At 32.8% G+C, this 16,394-nt stretch carries 15 protein-coding genes; all 15 read left to right on the top strand.

Annotation, left to right across the window (positions count from 1 at the left end):
- Positions 1-11: 11 nt before the first annotated feature.
- The 15 genes from trxB to FNZ64_RS07855 all read left to right on the top strand — a co-directional run bounded on the left by trxB (position 12) and on the right by FNZ64_RS07855 (position 16,374).
- Positions 12-935: a thioredoxin-disulfide reductase gene (gene trxB, locus FNZ64_RS07925; RefSeq protein ID WP_142414257.1), complete on the top strand. Its 924-nt coding sequence runs from the start codon at positions 12-14 to the stop codon at positions 933-935.
- 85 nt (positions 936-1,020) lie between these two features.
- Complete coding sequence (locus tag FNZ64_RS07920) at positions 1,021-1,353, top strand: thioredoxin family protein (protein WP_142414256.1); 333 nt, start codon at positions 1,021-1,023, stop codon at positions 1,351-1,353.
- A gap of 140 nt (positions 1,354-1,493) precedes the next feature.
- The gene (locus FNZ64_RS07915; RefSeq protein ID WP_142414255.1) at positions 1,494-2,780 is read left to right on the top strand and encodes a glycine/sarcosine/betaine reductase component B subunit; all 1,287 of its coding nucleotides are present in this window, start codon (positions 1,494-1,496) and stop codon (positions 2,778-2,780) included.
- Between the two features lie 70 nt (positions 2,781-2,850).
- Positions 2,851-3,321 (top strand): glycine/sarcosine/betaine reductase complex selenoprotein A, encoded by a 471-nt coding sequence (grdA, locus tag FNZ64_RS07910; RefSeq protein WP_142414254.1) that lies wholly within the window; start codon positions 2,851-2,853, stop codon positions 3,319-3,321.
- Between the two features lie 94 nt (positions 3,322-3,415).
- Entirely contained in the window at positions 3,416-4,720 is a 1,305-nt protein-coding gene (gene grdB, locus FNZ64_RS07905) for a glycine reductase complex selenoprotein B (RefSeq protein WP_142414253.1), read from the top strand.
- A 296-nt stretch (positions 4,721-5,016) separates the two neighbouring features.
- Positions 5,017-6,552, top strand: a complete 1,536-nt coding sequence (grdC, locus tag FNZ64_RS07900; protein ID WP_142414252.1) for a glycine/sarcosine/betaine reductase complex component C subunit beta — start codon at positions 5,017-5,019, stop codon at positions 6,550-6,552.
- A gap of 29 nt (positions 6,553-6,581) precedes the next feature.
- The gene (grdD, locus tag FNZ64_RS07895) at positions 6,582-7,742 is read left to right on the top strand and encodes a glycine/sarcosine/betaine reductase complex component C subunit alpha (protein WP_142414251.1); all 1,161 of its coding nucleotides are present in this window, start codon (positions 6,582-6,584) and stop codon (positions 7,740-7,742) included.
- Between the two features lie 331 nt (positions 7,743-8,073).
- Positions 8,074-9,105: a sugar-binding transcriptional regulator gene (locus tag FNZ64_RS07890; protein ID WP_142414250.1), complete on the top strand. Its 1,032-nt coding sequence runs from the start codon at positions 8,074-8,076 to the stop codon at positions 9,103-9,105.
- 52 nt (positions 9,106-9,157) lie between these two features.
- Entirely contained in the window at positions 9,158-10,162 is a 1,005-nt protein-coding gene (gene gap, locus FNZ64_RS07885) for a type I glyceraldehyde-3-phosphate dehydrogenase (RefSeq protein ID WP_142414249.1), read from the top strand.
- A gap of 234 nt (positions 10,163-10,396) precedes the next feature.
- Positions 10,397-11,593 carry a phosphoglycerate kinase gene (locus FNZ64_RS07880; protein ID WP_142414248.1) on the top strand — a complete coding sequence of 399 codons (1,197 nt, stop codon included), beginning with the start codon at positions 10,397-10,399 and terminating at the stop codon, positions 11,591-11,593.
- A gap of 65 nt (positions 11,594-11,658) precedes the next feature.
- Entirely contained in the window at positions 11,659-12,405 is a 747-nt protein-coding gene (tpiA, locus tag FNZ64_RS07875; protein ID WP_142414247.1) for a triose-phosphate isomerase, read from the top strand.
- A gap of 28 nt (positions 12,406-12,433) precedes the next feature.
- On the top strand, positions 12,434-13,969 hold the full coding sequence (gene gpmI / locus FNZ64_RS07870; RefSeq protein ID WP_142414246.1) for a 2,3-bisphosphoglycerate-independent phosphoglycerate mutase: 1,536 nt from the start codon (positions 12,434-12,436) through the stop codon (positions 13,967-13,969).
- Between the two features lie 82 nt (positions 13,970-14,051).
- Positions 14,052-15,353 (top strand): phosphopyruvate hydratase, encoded by a 1,302-nt coding sequence (gene eno / locus FNZ64_RS07865; protein WP_142414245.1) that lies wholly within the window; start codon positions 14,052-14,054, stop codon positions 15,351-15,353.
- A 233-nt stretch (positions 15,354-15,586) separates the two neighbouring features.
- Complete coding sequence (secG, locus tag FNZ64_RS07860; RefSeq protein WP_142414244.1) at positions 15,587-15,817, top strand: preprotein translocase subunit SecG; 231 nt, start codon at positions 15,587-15,589, stop codon at positions 15,815-15,817.
- A gap of 290 nt (positions 15,818-16,107) precedes the next feature.
- On the top strand, positions 16,108-16,374 hold the full coding sequence (locus FNZ64_RS07855) for a YerC/YecD family TrpR-related protein (protein WP_142414357.1): 267 nt from the start codon (positions 16,108-16,110) through the stop codon (positions 16,372-16,374).
- Positions 16,375-16,394: the final 20 nt, after the last annotated feature.

The raw sequence follows: 16,394 nt of genomic DNA, 5'->3' as shown, positions 1-16,394 counted from the left end.
GAGGAAATGTCATGTCACAAATTTATGATACTATTATAATCGGCGGTGGTCCAGCAGGATTAGCAGCAGCACTTTACGGCGGAAGAGCTAGAATGAAGACTTTAATGATCGAAAGAGCTAAATTTGGCGGACAAGCTGCTACAACAGAAGAATTAGAAAACTATCCAGGTTCAGTTGATGATCATACAGCTACTTTAATAAACAGAATGAAAGATCAAGCTGAAAGATTTGGAACTGAAATTGTTAAAGATGAAATAGTTGATGTTAAATTAGAAGGCGACATAAAAGTACTTAAAGGTAGAAATGTAGAATACCAAGGAAAAACAGTTATTATAGCAACTGGAGCAAATCCAAGACTTGCTGGATTCAAAAATGAAGTTGAATTAAGAGGAAAAGGAGTTTCTTACTGTGCAACATGTGATGCTGATTTCTTTACAGAATTAGACGTTGCAGTTATAGGTGGGGGAGACTCAGCATTAGATGAAGCTTTATACTTAACTAAATTCGCTGAAAACGTTACAGTTATTCATAGAAGAGATGAATTTAGAGGAAACAAAGCTGTTCAAGAAAAAGTACTTAACCATCCAAAAATAAAAGTAATCTGGAACACAGTACCAGAAGAAGCTATAGATGATGGTGGAATCTTAGGCGGATTAAAACTTAAAAACAGAGTAACAGGAGAAGAAAGCACTTTAGATGTTCAAGGATGCTTCGTATTCGTAGGATACAATCCAAACTCTGAATTATTTAAGGGCATTATAGATATGACTGATAGAGGCGACATAATAACAGATGCAGACATGCATACTAATATACCAGGAGTATTTGCAGCTGGTGATGTTAGAGAAAAATCTTTAAGACAGGTAATTACAGCTAGTGCTGATGGTTCAATTGCAGCTACTCAAGCTGAGCACTATGTTGAAAATCATAAATAATAAACTTTACTTACGTTAATAATTAAATTAATGATATATGTATACACGAAGCTATTGTGTATAAAATATTGAGGAGGGTTATTAAATGTTAGAATTAAACAAAGAAAACTGGGAACAAGAGGTTACTAACTACACAGAAAAACCAGTATTCGTGGATTTCTGGGGAGACAAATGTGAAATATGTAAACAACTTATGCCAGGTGTTCATGGCTTAGAAGAAAAATATGGCGATAAAATAAAATTCGCTAGCTTAAATACTTCAGGTTCAAGAAGACTTGCTATAGCTCAAAGAGTTTTAGGATTACCAACAATGAAAATATACAAAGATGGAGAAGTAGTTGCTACAATAACTCCAGATAAAATCGCAGCATTAGATGATATAGAAAATTTCATAAAAGAATACTATGAAACTCTATAATTAGAACCTATATCTTAGAATAATTATAAGATATATTAACTAGTAAATTCTGCATAGAGATATTAAAATATCTCTATGCATGAATATAAATTATTAATAAGTAAGGCGTATTTACTTAACATTTCTGGGAGGTGAACCTTATGCGTCTTGAAGTAGGTAAAATATTTATAAAAGATCTTCAATTCGGCAGTGAAACAAAGGTTGAAAATGGAGTTCTTTATGTTAACAAGGAAGAGCTTTTAAATGAAATCGGTGGAGATGATAGAATCGCAAGCATCGATTTTGAAATTGCAAGACCTGGAGAATCAGTTAGAATTATTCCAGTTAAAGACGTTGTAGAACCAAGAGTTAAAGTTGAAGGAAAAGGCGGAATTTTCCCTGGATTCATAAACAAGGTAGAAACAGTTGGTTCAGGAAGAACTCACGTACTAAAAGGTGCAGCAGTTGTTACAACTGGTAAAATAGTTGGATTCCAAGAAGGAATAGTTGATATGTCAGGAGAAGGTGCTAAGTTTACTCCATTCTCAAAGACTAACAACTTAGTAATAGTTGCAGAACCTAAAGAAGGAATAGCTCAACACAGTCATGAGGAAGCAGTAAGAATGTTAGGGTTCAAAGCAGCTGTTTATCTTGGAAAAGCTGGAGCTAATGTAGAACCAGATGAAGTTAAAGTTTTCGAAACTTTACCACTTTTACAACAACTTAAGCAATACCCTGAATTACCAAAGGTAGCTTATGTTTACATGCTTCAAAGCCAAGGATTACTTCACGACACTTATGTGTACGGAGTAGATGCTAAGAAGATAATACCAACTTTCATGTATCCAACAGAAGTATTTGATGGTGCTGTAGTTAGTGGTAACTGTGTATCAGCATGTGACAAAAACCCAAGTTATGTTCACATGAATCACCCAATTATCGAAGAATTATACGAAAGACATGGTAAGGATATTAACTTCGTAGGAGTTATCTTAACTAATGAAAACGTATATCTTGCAGATAAAGAAAGATCATCTAACTGGGTTGCTAAAATGGCAGAATATCTTGGTGTAGATGCAGTTATAGTTTCAGAAGAAGGCTTTGGAAACCCAGATGCTGACTTAGTTATGAACTGTAACAAAATCACAGATAAAGGTATAAAAACAGTTTTATTAACTGACGAGTATGCAGGACAAGACGGAAGTTCTCAATCTTTAGCAGACTCAACTCCAAAGGGAGATGCTGTTGTAACAAACGGTAATGCTAACGAAGTTATAACACTTCCAGCAATGGATAAAGTTATAGGACATCCAGAAGCAGCAAAAATTATTGCTGGTGCAAACAATGAAAGCTTAAAAGAAGATGGATCAATCGTAGCTGAAATCCAAGTAATAACTGGAGCTACTAGTGAAGTTGGATTCAACTACTTAACAGCTAAAGGATATTAATTTTAAGGAATTTTATGGACCCAAATAGGATATTATATTATATTGAATAACAAGGAAAGGAAGATCAATTATGTTAAAAGATAAAAAAGTAATTGCGATCGGCGATAGAGACGGTATACCAGGACCAGCTATCGAAGCTTGCGTAAAATCAGCAGGAGCAGAGGTAATATTTGCATCTACAGAGTGTTTCGTCTGAACAGCTGCAGGTGCTATGGATCTGGAGATCCAACAAAGAGTTAAAGATTTAACAGAAAAACACGGACCAGAAAATGTTGTTGTTATAGTTGGTGGAGCAGAAGCAGAAGCTTCAGGATTATCAGCTGAAACAGTAGCAGCAGGAGATCCAACTTTTGCAGGACCACTAGCAGGTGTTGCACTAGGATTAGCAGCATATCACATAGTAGAACCAGAAATAAAAGAACAATGTGATGAAGCAGTTTATGATGAGCAATGTGGAATGATGGAAATGGTTCTTGAAGTTGATGATATCATAAACGAAGTTAAATCTGTTAGAGATGAATTCTCTAAGTATTCTCTATAATCTCACTTAAAAATCATAATTTTAATTAAAAAACACAAAATAATAAAAACTTGTGGGTTTGAATAGTAACTCCAGTTGAAGGGGGGAAATTACTTTGATTAAAGTAGTTCACTATATAAATCAATTCTATGCTGGTGTCGGTGGAGAAGAAATGGCTCACATCGAACCTGAAGTAAGAGAAGGCTTTGTAGGACCTGGAATGGGTTTAAATGGTCTGCTTAAAAAAGATGGAGCTGAAATAGTTGCAACAGTTATATGTGGTGACTCATATTTCGGTGAAAACATGGAAGAGGCTGAAGCTAAAATATTAGAAATGGTTAAAAAACTTGAACCAGATCTATTTATAGCAGGACCAGCATTTAACGCTGGAAGATACGGTGTTGCTTGCGGTGCTATCTGTAAAGCAGTTAATGAAAATTTAGGTATTCCTGTAATGACAGCTATGTACACAGAAAACCCAGGTGCAGATATGTACAAGAAAAATGTATATATCATTGAAACAAGAAATAGTGCAGTAGGTATGAGACAAGCTTTACCAGCAATGGCTAATTTAGCTCTTAAATTAGGTAAAGGTGAAGAAGTTGGAACTCCTGCTGAGGATAAGTACATCCCAAGAGGAATCAGAAAGAACTATTTTGCTGAAGAAAGAGGAGCAAAAAGAGCAGTTGATATGCTTGTTAAGAAGTTAAAAGGTGAAGAATTTGTAACAGAATTCCCAATGCCAGACTTCGATAGAGTAGATCCACAACCAGCTGTAAAAGATATAACAAAAGCTAAAATTGCTATTGTTACATCTGGTGGTATAGTTCCAAAAGGAAACCCAGACCACATTGAATCTTCAAGTGCTTCTAAGATTGGTAAGTACGATATAGAAGGCTTAATGGACTTAACTTCAGAAACTCATGAAACAGCTCACGGTGGACACGACCCTGTATATGCTAATGAAGATCCAGACAGAGTTATCCCTGTAGACGTTTTAAGAGAGTTTGAAAAAGAAGGAAAAATCGGTTCATTACACAGATACTTCTATTCAACAGTTGGTAACGGTACAGCTGTTGCATCATCTAAAAAATTCGGAGCTGAAGCAGCTAAAGAATTAGTAGCAGATGGTGTAGATGCAGTTATACTAACTTCTACGTGAGGAACTTGTACACGTTGCGGTGCAACGCTAGTTAAAGAAATAGAAAGAGTATTACCTGTAGTTCATATGTGTACAATTACACCAGTTTCAATGACTGTTGGAGCTAACAGAATAATACCAACAATTGCTATACCTTACCCATTAGGAAACCCAGCTTTAAATAAAGAAGATGAGTATAACCTAAGAAAGAAATTAGTTGAAAGTGCATTAAAAGCTCTTGAAACTGAAGTAGATGGTCAAACAGTATTTGAAGACTAATTTATAAATTAAATAATTAGGGAACTTTATGTTCCCTAATTATTTGTAAAAAATAAATTAAGATAAAAATTTCATATATATACAACGAGGTATATATTATGAAATTTACTAATAAGATGTAAGGTATTGAATTTTATGTACAATGCACTGTGTGCAATGTATTAAAGGTATTATAGAATATAATTAAGACTGAAAATAAAAACTATTAGGTATATTGTATAATGTGGATTGTATAATCATTTTATATTAAAACATATAAAGTAAACTAGATTTTTCATTTACGAGGAGGTAACAATATGAGTTTTCCAGTTATTAAAAAAGCATCTTATGTATTAGCTCACACTCCAGATATGGTAATACATAATGGAACTACACAAATGGTAGAGAGAAAGTCACATCCAGATTCAGAATATCTAAAGGCTATTAGACCTAATTTAAGATCTTTTGAGGATGTTGTAGGCTATGCTCCAAATCAAACTTATATAGGAAACATGACACCAGAAGAATTACAAGAAATGCCAAAACCATGGTTTAAAACAAACGTTGAAAAGGCAGATAGATTTGGTAAGTTTGGTGAAATCATGCCTCAAGATGAATTCTACGGATTAATGAAAATAGTAGACGTTTTTGATCTTGTTGTTCTTGAAAAATCTTTCACTGAAAGAATAAAAGAAACATTAATGGGTCATAAATTATTAAAAGAAAAAGCTGAAGCAATAAAAGAAGGAGAAGAATTATCTTTTATTGAAAACCTTGTAAACAACAAAGGTGCTGAAGGCTTATATGAAAATGACAAATTAGTTGGATGCGTTAAAAGAGCACACGAAGTTGATGAAAACTTATCAGCTGAATACATGCTTGAAAACTTAGCTGGTAAAGCAACATCTGTTTTATCTTTAGCTTACTTAGTAGATGGATTAGATGTACCAGTTGATGAAATTGGATATATTATTGAATGTTCAGAAGAAGCTATTGGTGATATGAACCAAAGAGGTGGCGGAAACTTAGCTAAATCTATAGGTGAAGTTGTTGGATTAAAAGGTGCAACTGGTATAGATATGAGAGGATTCTGTGCTGGACCAGCTCATGCTTTAGTAAGTGCAGCTTCATTAGTTAAAGCTGGAACATTTAAACATGTTGTAGTTGTAGCTGGTGGATGTACAGCTAAATTAGGAATGAATGGTAAATCTCACTTAGGAAAAGAAATGCCAGTAATGGAAGATTGCCTAGGAGCATTTGCTATTTTAGTATCTGAAAATGATGGTGTAAACCCAATAATCAGAACTGATATATTAGGAAGACATACTATAGGACACGGAGCTTCTCCACAAGCTGTTCTTCAAGCATTAGTGTTAGAACCACTACAAAGCCACGGATTAAAAATAACAGATATTAAAAAATATTCTCCAGAAATGCAAACTTCAGAAATAACTGAACCAGCAGGAGCAGGAGACGTTCCAACTCAAAACTATAAAATGATAGGAGCTCTAGCTGTTAAGACTGGACAATTAGATAAAAAAGAATTACCAGGATTTATAAAAGAACACGGATATCCAGGATTTGCTCCAACTCAAGGACATATCCCATCAGGAGTGCCAATAGTTGGACATGGAAGAGATAGAATATTAGATGGAACTTTCGATAATTTCATGATTGTAGGAAAAGGAAGCTTATTCTTAGGAAGAATGACTAACTTATTCGATGGTATATCATTTGTTGTTGAAAAGAACAACGGTGTAGTAGAAGCAGAAGGCGGAATTAATAAAGAAGAAGTTAAATCAATGGTTGCAGATGCAATGAAAGATTTTGCTAAGTTCTTAATGCAAGAATAATATCCTTAAAAAGAGAAGAGGTGAATTTCATGAGCCAAGATGCTGCAAAAAAAATGATAGCAGAAGTTTTTAATGACATAGCTGATGGAGTAAAGAGCGGAAGATTTGGCAAAAAGGTTAGAATAGGTTTAACTATTTTAGGCTCCGAACATGGAGTTGAAGAAATGGTTAAAGCTGCTGAAATAGCAAAAAGCAAATACGACGATTTTGAAATAGTTTTAATCGGAAGCAAAGTAGATTGTGATTTTGAAATAGTAGAAGTTAGCGATGCTGAAGAAGGACATAAGAAAATGGTTGAAATGCTTGAAAATGGTGAGTTAGATGGTTGTGTAACTCAACACTTTGATTTCCCAATAGGTGTTTCTACAGTAGGAAAAGTTGTAACACCAGGAAAGGGAAGAGAAATGATCATAGCTACAACTACTGGAACAACTTCAACAAATAGAGTTGAAGGTATGGTTATTAATGCTATATCTGGAGTAGCTACTGCAAAAGCTCTAGGAATTAAAAATCCAAGAATCGGTATCCTAAATATAGAAGGTGCAAGACAAACAGAAAGAATCTTAAATGAAGTGAAAGAAAATGGATATGATATAACTTTTGCTGAATCTTTAAGAGCAGATGGTGGTTCTGTAATGAGAGGAAATGACCTACTTGCAGGAACTCCAGATGTAATGGTTTGTGACTCATTAACTGGAAACCTATTAATAAAAATGTTCTCTTCATTTACAACAGGTGGAGGATATGAAACTTTAGGTGCAGGATATGGTCCAGGAATTGGTGCTGACTATGATAAATTAGTGAACATAGTTTCAAGAGCATCAGGGGCACCTTTAATTGCAGACGCTTTAAGATATTGTGCTACTTGTGCTAAAAACAAAGTCTTAGCAATAGCTAAGGACGAGTTTAAAAATGCAGGTAAAGCAGGATTACAAGCTTCTATAGATAAGGTAATTAAGAAAAAGGCAGAAGCTTCTACTGAAGAAGAAGTTAAAATGCCACCTAAAGAAGTAGTTACATTCTCAATTCCAGGAATAGATATTCTTGAACTTGAAGATGCTTGCAAAACTTTATGGAAAGAAGGCATCTATTCTGAAAGTGGAATGGGATGTACAGGACCTATCATATTAGTTTCAGAAGCTAACGGTGAAAAAGCTATAGAAATACTTAAAAAAGCGGAATATATGTAAAATAAAATACATTTAAAATAAAAAGATCTAGCATTTATGCTAGGTCTTTTTATTTTAAATAGATTTACTAATTCACAGGGAAATAGGTTGAAATTCAGTATATAAATAATACTTAACTTTTGGTTGTTATTATACAATCCACCAACTGCAAGCTGAAAGTCGGTATATAAATAATATTTAAGGTTAAAATAATCTTAACTTTACAGTATATTAACAAAAAAATATTGAAAATTCTATAAATTTCCTTTTAAAATAATTTACTATAGGTTATAATATAAGTGGGAACAGAAATAAGTGCATGGGACAATACAGTACCCAAAGAGGTGTTGAAATGATAGATGTATTAAAACTTCAAAAAAAAATCGTACCTGAAATATTAGAGTTACTTGAAAAAAGATATAAGATTTTAAGAGCTATAAAGTATAATGAACCCATTGGTAGAAGAGTACTTGCAACTAATCTTTATCTTGGGGAAAGAACAATAAGAAATGAAGTTAACTTTCTAAAATCTCAAGAGCTTATAGAAATATATAATGAAGGTATGTATATAACAGAAGAAGGTGCAGAACTCATAGAGAGCCTTGGAGGATTCATTCATGAAGTTAAAGGCTTAAAAGATACTGAAGATAAGATAAAGAAATACTTAAATATAAAAGAAGTTCATATAATTCCAGGAGATTATGAGCAAGATCATAGCATTTTAAAAGAAGTTGGAAAAGAATCCTCTAGTTATTTAAGGCAAGTTTTAAAAGATAACTTAACCATATCCTTAACAGGTGGTACTAGTGTCAAAGAATTAGTAGATAGCATGCCTAAGTTAAATAAATATAAAAAATTATTAATTTTGCCAGCAAGAGGTGGTATGGGGAGAGACGTAGAAATACAATCAAATACTCTTTGTGCAAGATTTGCTGAGAAGTTAGGTTGTAATTATAAACTTTTGCATGTTCCAGATAATTTAAGTGAAGTTGCTTTAAATACAATGTTAAATGAAAAAAGCATAGAAGAAATTGTGACCAGTATAAGAAATTCTAACATACTAATTTATGGGATTGGAAGAGCTGATGAAATGGCTCAAAAAAGAGAACTTTCACCTAGTGATATAGAAAGTATTATAGAAAAAGGAGCTGTAGGTGAGGCGCTTGGAAATTATTACGATATAGATGGAAATGTAATATTTAAACATACCACTATAGGTGTACAAGAAGAAGATACTTATAAAATGGATGAGCTTATTGCTGTAGCAGCTGGTTCTAATAAGGCAGAAGCCATTATAGGTGGATTAAAGAATAAAAATAGAGCTGTTTTAATTACCGATGAAGGTGCTGCAGAAAAAATAATAAATATAATTTTAGAAAAATAAGAGAATAATAATTAAGTAAACTAAAGTTAAATATTTAAGGGAGGAATTTAAAATGATAAAAGTAGGTATAAATGGTTTTGGAAGAATAGGAAGAAATGTATTTAAGGCATTACTAAATAATTATAAAAACGAAATAGAAGTTGTGGGCATAAATGATTTAACAAATCCAACTACCTTAGCACATTTATTAAAATATGATTCTTTATATGGTAAATTTAATGGAACTGTAGAAGCTAAAGCAGATTCCATAGTAGTTGATGGTAAAGAGATTAAAATATATGCAGAAAGAGACCCTAAGAATTTACCTTGGAAAGAAATTGGTGCAGAAATAGTAATAGAATCTACAGGATTCTTTACAGATGCAGAAAAAGCTAAGGCTCATATTGAAGCAGGAGCTAAAAAAGTATTAATATCAGCACCAGCTAAAAATGAAGATATTACTATAGTTTTAGGAGTTAATGAAGATAAATATGACTCACAAAAGCATAATATAATTTCAAATGCTTCATGTACAACAAACTGTCTAGCACCATTTGCAAAGGTGTTACAAGAAGAGTTTGGTATAGTAAGTGGATTAATGACAACTATTCACTCATATACAAATGACCAAAAAATATTAGATGCTCCTCATAGCGATCTTAGAAGAGCTAGAGCTGCTGCAGAATCAATGATTCCTACAAGCACAGGAGCTGCAAAAGCAGTGGCGCTTGTATTACCAGAGTTAAAAGGAAAATTAAATGGTATGGCTGTAAGGGTTCCAACTCCAACAGTTTCTATAACTGATTTAGTTTGTGAAGTTTCTAAGGAGACAACAGCAGAAGAAGTAAATGCAGCATTAAAAAAAGCAGCTGATGACAAAATGAAGGGTATATTAGGATTCTCAGAAGAACCACTAGTATCAATGGATTATAGAGGAGATGAAAGATCTTCTATAGTTGATGGCTTATCTACTATGGTATCTGGAAAATTAGTAAAAGTTGTTGCTTGGTATGATAATGAATGGGGCTACTCAAACAGATTAGCAGATCTAACAAAATATGTAGCAGATAGATTATAATTGTGATATAATAATTCTTGAGAGAAATGAATTAGTATAGCTTATTGCAATTAATAAGTTTATAGTATATGCAGTTAAACAAAGTCTAGTTTTGTAGTTTCTCTATAAAACTAGACTTTTATAGCATTAATAAGTTTTACTTAGGACATAATAATCTATATTTATGTTAAAAAATTTATGTTAAAATATAATTAATAAATATCTGTTATATCAATAAATTTGGGAGGTAGCTCTATGAAGTACAATAAAAAAACCATAGAAGATCTTAATGTAAAAGGTAAAAAAGTTCTAGTTAGATGCGATTTTAATGTGCCAATACAAGAAGGAAAAATTACTGATGAAAATAGATTAAAAGGTGCACTTCCAACTATAAAATATTTAATGGAAAATGGGGCTAAAGTTATTTTATGTTCTCATCTTGGAAAACCAAAGGGAGAGCCTAAAAAAGAGTTATCCCTTGAACCAGTTGCAAATAGACTTTCAGAGTTGCTAGAAAAAACAGTAGTTTTTGCAGATGATGATAATGTAGTTGGTGAGAATGCAAAAAAAGCTGTAGAGGCTATGAAAGATGGAGATGTTGTATTATTACAAAATACTCGTTATAGAAAAGAAGAAACTAAAAATGAAGAAAACTTTTCTAAAGAATTAGCTTCTCTTGCAGAAATTTTCGTAAATGATGCCTTTGGAACTGCTCATAGAGCTCATTGTTCTACTGTGGGAGTAACTGAGTACTTAAAAGAATCAGCATGTGGATATCTAATTCAAAAAGAATTAAAATTTTTAGGTGAAGCAGTGGAAAATCCAGAAAGACCTTTTGTAGCCATCTTAGGTGGAGCAAAGGTATCAGATAAAATAAATGTTATAAATAATCTTTTAGATAAAGTGGATACTTTAATCATAGGTGGTGGAATGGCTTATACTTTCTTAAAAGCTCAAGGACATACTATAGGTAAATCTCTTTTAGAAGAGGATAAAATGAGTTATGCACTAGATATGGTTAAAAAAGCAGAGGAAAAAGGGGTAAAACTATTATTGCCAGTAGATTTCACCGTAGCAACTGAATTTTCAAAGGATGCTGAGCCAATAATTACTGAGGATAGAAATATTGGTGATGAGTATATGGGTATGGATATAGGACCTAAGACTATGGAGTTATTTACAAATGCAGTTAAGGAAGCAAAAACTGTTATTTGGAATGGACCTCTAGGAGTTTTCGAATTTAAAAACTTTGCAAAGGGAACTGAAACTATGGCAAAGGCTTTATCAGAAACTAAAGCTACCACAATAATAGGTGGTGGAGATAGTGCTTCAGCTGTAAATAACCTAGGATATGGAGATAAGATGACTCATATTTCAACTGGTGGAGGGGCATCTCTTGAATTCTTAGAAGGAAAAGAATTACCAGGAATCGCAGCATTACAGGAAAAATAAAAAATTAATACTAACCAAGGATAAGTTTATCCCTTGGTTAGTTTAGATTATGAAAGGGTGGTAATATGAGAAAACCTATTATAGCTGGAAATTGGAAAATGAATAATACCATTGAAGAAGCTTTAACCTTAGTTAAAGAACTAAAGCCACTTGTAAAAGATGCTAAAGCGGAAGTTATAGTTTGTCCAAGTTTTCTAAGTATAAAAAGTGTAATAGATGAGGTTAAAGGCACAAATATCAAAGTTGGTGCTCAAAATATGCACTCTGAAGAAAATGGTGCATTTACAGGAGAAATATCCCCTAATATGCTAAATGAACTTGGAGTAGACTATGTAATAATAGGGCATAGTGAAAGAAGACAATATTTCAATGAAACGGATTTAACAGTAAATAAAAAGCTTAAAGCAGCTTTTAATCATAATATAATTCCTATACTTTGTGTTGGAGAAACTCTAGAAGAGAGAAAAGCAAACATTACAGAAGAAGTAATAGGAAAACAAATAAAATTAGACCTAAATGAAATAGGGGCTCAAGAAGTAGAAAGACTTGTTATAGCTTATGAACCAATATGGGCTATCGGAACTGGAATGACAGCTACTTCTAAAGAGGCAAATGATACAATAAGCTTTATAAGAAATATAGTAAAAGACTTATATGGAAAAGAAATTTCAGATAAAGTTAGAATTCTATATGGTGGTTCAGTAAAACCTTCAACTATAAAAGAACAAATGGCTGAATCAGATATAGATGGAGGATTAGTAGGGGGAGCTAGCCTTAAAGCAAAAGATTTTGCAGGTATAGTAAATTACTAATCGGACTTTTATACAGGAGGAAGAAAATATGGAAAGAAAACCTGTTATGCTAATGATACTAGATGGATTTGGGATTTCACAAGACAAAGAATCAAACGCTGCAGCCTTAGCTAAAAAACCTAATTTTGATAAACTAATGAGTAGTTATCCAAGCACACTCTTAAGTGCCAGTGGACTTAGTGTAGGTCTGCCAGAGGGCCAAATGGGTAACTCTGAAGTGGGACATTTAAATATTGGTGCTGGTAGAATTATATTTCAGCATTTAACTGGTATTACAAGAGATATAGAAAATGGGGAATTCTTTAAAAAAGAAGTCTTTAATGATGCCATAGATAAGGCTATAAATAGTAATAATGCTATCCATCTTATAGGCTTATTATCTGATGGAGGAGTTCACTCTCATATAGAACATCTAAAGGGTCTATTAAAGCTTGCTAAACTTAAAAATGCTAAAAAGGTTTATGTTCATGCTATCTTAGATGGAAGAGATGTACCACCTAAATCAGCAGAAATTTATATAAAAGAAATAGAAGATTATATGAAAGAAATTGGCATTGGAAAGATTGCTACAATTTCAGGAAGATACTACTCTATGGATAGGGATAAGAGATGGGAAAGGGTAGAACTTTCATATAGAGCCATGGTTCAAGGTAGAGGTGAGATAGCAAAATCAGCTTTTGAGGCCTTAGATAATTCCTATCATGATAATAAGACAGATGAATTTGTGCTTCCTACAGTAATAATAGATGGGGAAGAACCTACAGGGAAAATAGAAAATCATGATACTGTAATATTCTTCAACTTTAGACCAGATAGAGCAAGGGAAATTACAAGAGCTATTAATGATAAAGAGTTTGAAGGATTTAAAAGAGAAACATTAGAATTAAACTATGTTTGTATGACCGAATATGATAAAACCATAGAAAATGTAAAAGTGGCTTATCCACCATCAGCACATAAAAATACCTTAGGAGAGTATGTAAGTAATAATGGAAAAACTCAATTAAGGATAGCAGAGACAGAGAAATATGCTCATGTAACCTTTTTCTTTAGTGGAGGAAGGGAAGAACCTTATAAAGGAGAAGAAAGAATATTAGTGAGTTCTCCAAAGGTTGCAACTTATGACCTTCAGCCTGAAATGAGTGCACCAGAAGTTACAGATAAGGTAGTTAAAGCCATAGAAGATAATGCCTATGATATGATTATATTAAATTATGCAAATCCAGATATGGTTGGCCATACAGGGGTATTAGAGGCTGCAATAAAAGCTGTAGAAACAGTAGATACTTGTCTTGGAAGAGTGGTACCAAAGATTTTAGAAAAGAATGGCACGGTATTTATTACAGCAGACCATGGAAATTGTGAACAAATGATTGATTATTCCACAGGGAAACCACTGACATCTCATACAACTAATAAAGTTCCATTTTTATGGGTTTCTAATGAGGTAAATGGTAGAGGTTTAAAAGAGGGAGTATTAGCTGATATAGCTCCTACTATGTTAGAAACTATGGGACTTTCTAAACCTGAAGAGATGACAGGAAATTCTTTAATTAAGGCTTAGTTTAGAAAATAATTTACTTTAAATAAAAATTATAGATTTATGGCATATTAAAGTTGTAAGTCTAATTATCGGAGGGAAAAATATGAAAAGATATGTTGAAATTATTGATATCCAAGCTATTCAAATTTTAGACTCAAGGGCATTTCCTACTGTAGAAGTAGAAGTTATGCTTGAAGATGGAACAGTAGGAAGAGCAGCTGTACCTTCAGGGGCATCTACAGGAATGTTTGAAGCTGTAGAATTAAGAGATGAGGATAAAGAGTTTTATAATGGAAAAGGTGTTTTAAAAGCAGTAGACAACGTAAACACATTAATTGCTGAAGAATTAATAGGTATGAATGTATTAGATCAAGTTGCTATAGATAAAACTATGATTGAACTTGATGGAACTGCAAATAAAGGGAAATTAGGAGCAAATGCTATGTTAGGTGTATCACTAGCATGTGCAGATGCAGCTGCAAAACATTTAGGCATGAGCTTATATCAATATGTAGGAGGAGTTAATGCTAAAGTTCTGCCAGTTCCAATGATGAACATTATGAATGGTGGAAAACACGCAGATAACAACGTTGACCTACAAGAATTTATGATAATGCCAGTTGGAGCTAAATGCTTTAGTGAAGCTTTAAGAATGTGTGCTGAGGTTTACCATGCATTAAAATCAATTTTAAAATCAAAAGGATTATCAACTGGTGTTGGTGATGAAGGTGGATTTGCACCAAACTTAAACTCTAATGAAGAAGCTATAACAGTTATATTAGAAGCAGTAGGAAAAGCAGGATATAAAGCAGGAGAGGAAATATTTATAGCACTAGACCCAGCATCTTCTGAATTCTTTAACACAGAAACTAATAAGTACGAATTAAAAGGTGAAGGAAAAACTTTAACACCAGAAGAAATGGTTGATTTCTATGTAGACCTAGTAGAAAAATACCCAATAATCTCTATAGAAGACGGTATGGCTGAAGAGGATTGGGAAGGCTGGAGAATAATGACTGAAAAACTAGGCTCAAAAATTCAATTAGTTGGAGACGATCTATTTGTAACTAATACAGAAAGATTATCAAAAGGCATAGAAAGCAAAACAGCTAACTCCATCTTAATTAAATTAAATCAAATTGGTACATTAACAGAAACATTAAATGCTATAGAAATGGCAGAGAGAGCAGGATATACAGCAGTTATATCTCATAGATCAGGAGAGACAGAAGATACAACTATAGCAGACTTAGTTGTAGCTGTAAATGCAGGTCAAATAAAAACAGGAGCGCCAGCAAGAAGTGAAAGAGTTGCAAAATACAACCAATTATTAAGAATTGAGCAAGAATTAGGAGAAATGGGTGAGTATAGAGGGATGAAAGCCTTCTATAATATAAAAAAATAAGTATTTAATTTAGAGAACCCATGAACTATGGGTTCTCTAAATATTTCTGCATCCAGTACAGGAACACATGGAGTAGTATGAAAATAATTATTTTATTTTACGTCTACCCAATACATACTGCATTGTAAAGTATTAATTTATATGCTAAAATAATTCTTAGTTAACTATGAAGAATATAAATTAAGAAAGGGGTAAGGTTAAGTTTCATAAAGGTTTCTTAACCAAGTAAAAATATGAAAATGTTTTTAAATATCGCTCTAATAATACTTTCAATTATAATTATAGTTTCAGTTATGCTTCAACCAAGTAAAAGTGATGGCATTACAAGTTTAATTTCAGGTGGAAACGAAAACTATTTTTCTAAAAATAAAATTAGAACTTATGAGGCTACATTAGCTAGAATTACTATGATATCTTCAGCTCTTTTTGCTCTAGTTGTTATAGGACTTAACATAGTAAAATAGTTTTACTAGATGACTATCTGCTCTAATACTCCCATTACACTCTGTGAAAGCGACTCCTACCAAATGGAGGGTTTGAATTCTCTGCTTTCTTTAAAGGAGGAGTAAAGAGCGATACGTCCCTGGATAAGGATTTCTAAGTTAATGTTTAAAACTCGCATTATAGGTGTGAGTTTTTTCTTTTCGTAGGATTATATCATTTTAAATGGTATAATTAAAGTATAATACATAAACCTATAAGTAAAAAGGAGTGGTATTCCGTGGGGTTGAATTCCAGATTACAAAGTGAAGATATGGATTATCTTTTTGATGCCATATTAAGCTTACAAGATAAAGAAGAGTGTTATAGCTTTTTTGAAGATATTTGTACTATAAATGAAATAAATGCATTAAAACAAAGATTACAAGTGGCTAAAATGCTTAAAGAAAAAAAGACATATATAGACATTGCAAACTTAACAGGAGCTAGTACTGCTACCATAAGTAGAGTAAATAGGGCACTAAGTTATGGCAATGAAGGCTATGATCTAGTTTTAGATAGATTAGAAAATAAAAAATAGATTAATAAACTAAGAACCTT

The sequence above is a fragment of the Hathewaya massiliensis genome (genome assembly GCF_902143515.1).
Lineage (GTDB): Bacteria > Bacillota > Clostridia > Clostridiales > Clostridiaceae > Hathewaya > Hathewaya massiliensis.
The sequence above is the reverse complement of the archived record's forward strand: the minus strand, read 5'-3'. Positions and strand labels throughout refer to the sequence as shown.

Bases quoted from the DNA above. Each gene is read 5' to 3' on its own strand.
- trxB (WP_142414257.1), top strand. From the start codon at position 12: ATGTCACAAATTTATGATACTATTATAATCGGCGGTGGTCCAGCAGGA.
- FNZ64_RS07920 (WP_142414256.1), top strand. From the start codon at position 1,021: ATGTTAGAATTAAACAAAGAAAACTGGGAACAAGAGGTTACTAACTAC.
- FNZ64_RS07915 (WP_142414255.1), top strand. From the start codon at position 1,494: ATGCGTCTTGAAGTAGGTAAAATATTTATAAAAGATCTTCAATTCGGC.
- grdC (WP_142414252.1), top strand. From the start codon at position 5,017: ATGAGTTTTCCAGTTATTAAAAAAGCATCTTATGTATTAGCTCACACT.
- grdD (WP_142414251.1), top strand. From the start codon at position 6,582: ATGAGCCAAGATGCTGCAAAAAAAATGATAGCAGAAGTTTTTAATGAC.
- FNZ64_RS07890 (WP_142414250.1), top strand. From the start codon at position 8,074: ATGATAGATGTATTAAAACTTCAAAAAAAAATCGTACCTGAAATATTA.
- gap (WP_142414249.1), top strand. From the start codon at position 9,158: ATGATAAAAGTAGGTATAAATGGTTTTGGAAGAATAGGAAGAAATGTA.
- FNZ64_RS07880 (WP_142414248.1), top strand. From the start codon at position 10,397: ATGAAGTACAATAAAAAAACCATAGAAGATCTTAATGTAAAAGGTAAA.
- tpiA (WP_142414247.1), top strand. From the start codon at position 11,659: ATGAGAAAACCTATTATAGCTGGAAATTGGAAAATGAATAATACCATT.
- gpmI (WP_142414246.1), top strand. From the start codon at position 12,434: ATGGAAAGAAAACCTGTTATGCTAATGATACTAGATGGATTTGGGATT.
- eno (WP_142414245.1), top strand. From the start codon at position 14,052: ATGAAAAGATATGTTGAAATTATTGATATCCAAGCTATTCAAATTTTA.
- secG (WP_142414244.1), top strand. From the start codon at position 15,587: ATGAAAATGTTTTTAAATATCGCTCTAATAATACTTTCAATTATAATT.
- FNZ64_RS07855 (WP_142414357.1), top strand. From the start codon at position 16,108: ATGGATTATCTTTTTGATGCCATATTAAGCTTACAAGATAAAGAAGAG.